We start from the raw sequence: 2,144 nt of genomic DNA, 5'->3' as shown, positions 1-2,144 counted from the left end.
CAAGCATCCTCAGTAACGCGCCACGGTGGTCCCATCCCCCTGGCAATCAGGTGGTCCCATCACCCTGGCAAGCGACACCGACGACTTGGAGTCACTCCTAAACAACCTGCTACAAGGTGCGTCGTTTGTTATCGACGGCATAACGAATGGCGGTTACGGACCCGACCTGGCGCCACTGGTTACGCCGACCGCTGCGCTGATCGCGCTCGCTGAAATTCCCCACTGACGCTCATCGAAATTCCCCACCCGTGTGGCTCCGCCGAGAAGGGCGGGCCTCCCTCGAAGCTGCTGGTGTCTGACGCCAGTTGCTCCATCGAAGGAGGCCCGCTTTCTCATGCTCACATGGGAGGACGACTTGGAAGTACATGCCCTACGCCGTCGTGGCTGGTCGATCTCAGCGATCGCCCGCCACACCGGCTTCGACCGCAAGACGGTCCGCAAGTATCTCAACGGTGACGGCAAACCGGGGGTTCGTGCGCGCTCCGGACCGGATCCGTTCGATCCGTTCGTCGACTACGTCACCGCGAGGTTGACCGAGGACCCGCACCTGTGGGCGCGCACCCTGCTCGACGAGCTCGAGCAGCTGGGGTTCGGCTTGTCGTATCAGAGCCTGACCCGCAACATCCGGGCTCGCAATCTGCGCCCAGTGTGCGAGGCGTGCCGCACGGCCACACAGCGCCCGAACGCGGTGATCCCGCACGAGCCGGGTGATGAAACCCAATGGGACTGGCTGGAATTGCCCGATCCGCCGGAATGGTGGGGGTGGGGCAAGACCGCGCATCTGCTGGTGGGCTCGCTAGCGCATTCCGGCAAGTGGCGCGCAGCCCTGGCGCCCTCGGAAGACCAGCCGCACCTGGTCGCCTGCCTCGACCGCGTGACCCGCGGTCTGGGCGGGGTGACGCGGGTGTGGCGCTTCGACCGGATGGCCGCTGTGTGTGACCCTGGCTCGGGTCGGGTGACCGCGTCGTTCGCCGGGGTGGCCAAGCACTACGGGGTGGCGGTGGCGATCTGCCCGGCTCGGCGCGGCAACCGCAAGGGTGTGGTGGAGAAGGTCAATCACACTGCCGCACAACGCTGGTGGCGCACCCTGGCCGACGAGGCCACCGTGGAGCAGGCTCAGGTGAGTCTGGACCGCTTCGCCGCAGTGCGCGGCGACACCCGGCTGCGGGCCACCGCCGACGGCCGGTCCTCGGTCGCTGTGGTGGCCAAGACCGAGCCGCTGACGCCTGCGCCAGCACGGCCCTACCCGGTGATCGTTTCCGAGACCCGCACAGCGTCGCGGCAGGCATTGGTGTCCTATCGCGGTAACCGGTACTCGGTGCCCCCGGAACTGGCCGCCGCCCAGGTCGTGGTGTCACACCCGGTGGGTGGCCAGTTCTGCGACATCGCCACCGCCAGCGGGATCGTGATCGCCCGACACAGGATGGCCGCCGACGGGCTCGGGGTGATGGTGCGTGACAGCGGCCATGTCATCGCCCTCGACACCGCCGCGATGGCCACCGCCGCGACCGGACGACCGCACCGCCGCAAAGAACGCATCCCACCCGGTCCGGCGGCCAAAGCCGCTGCCGCACAAATACTGCGGGTCGACACCGAAGCAATCCAAACATCAACTCCATCAACCGATTCCACCGTTATCGACCTATCCGCCTACGAGCGGGCCGCCCAGAACAGGACCATCCAATGACCCCCACCCCACGCACCCCGAAGACCACCACCGAGGAGGCACCGACGGCAGCCGCAAGCCGCTATCAACAGCTGCGCTCACATCTGGCCGAACTCAAACTGGCCGCGGCCGCCGAAGCCTTACCCGCCGTCTTGGACCAGGCCAGCGCCGAAGGACTCTCGCTCACCGTCGCCTTGGAGCGACTGCTGGCTGTCGAAGTCGAGGCCAGCACCGCCCGCCGCCTGGCGGGTCGGCTGCGGTTCGCCTGCCTGCCCACCCCGGCCACCCTCGCCGATTTCGATGTCGATGCCGCCGCCGGGATCGACCGCAAGCTCATCGACGAGTTGGGCACCTGTCGCTACCTGGAATCGGCGACCAACATCTTGCTCATCGGCCCGGGTGTTATCGCGGGTTCGAGAGTGAGAGTGCCGCGTTCTGCCTGTTCAGGACGTTGTTGCGATTGATGCGACGTTCGGTG

At 67.0% G+C, this 2,144-nt stretch carries 1 protein-coding gene and 1 pseudogene; both read left to right on the top strand.

Features of this window, described 5'->3' with window-relative positions; genetic code table 11:
• The first annotated feature begins 334 nt into the window (after positions 1-334).
• Entirely contained in the window at positions 335-1,687 is a 1,353-nt protein-coding gene (locus CQY20_RS33610; protein WP_097945678.1) for a Mu transposase domain-containing protein, read from the top strand.
• A pseudogene (locus CQY20_RS33605) lies at positions 1,684-2,064 on the top strand (ATP-binding protein); the annotation flags it as partial. The gene CQY20_RS33610 and the pseudogene CQY20_RS33605, both read left to right, overlap by 4 nt.
• Between the last annotated feature and the right edge of the window lie 80 nt (positions 2,065-2,144).

The sequence above is a fragment of the Mycolicibacterium agri genome (genome assembly GCF_002553505.1).
Taxonomy (GTDB): Bacteria; Actinomycetota; Actinomycetes; order Mycobacteriales; family Mycobacteriaceae; genus Mycobacterium; species Mycobacterium agri.
This window is presented reverse-complemented; position numbering and strand designations above follow the sequence as displayed.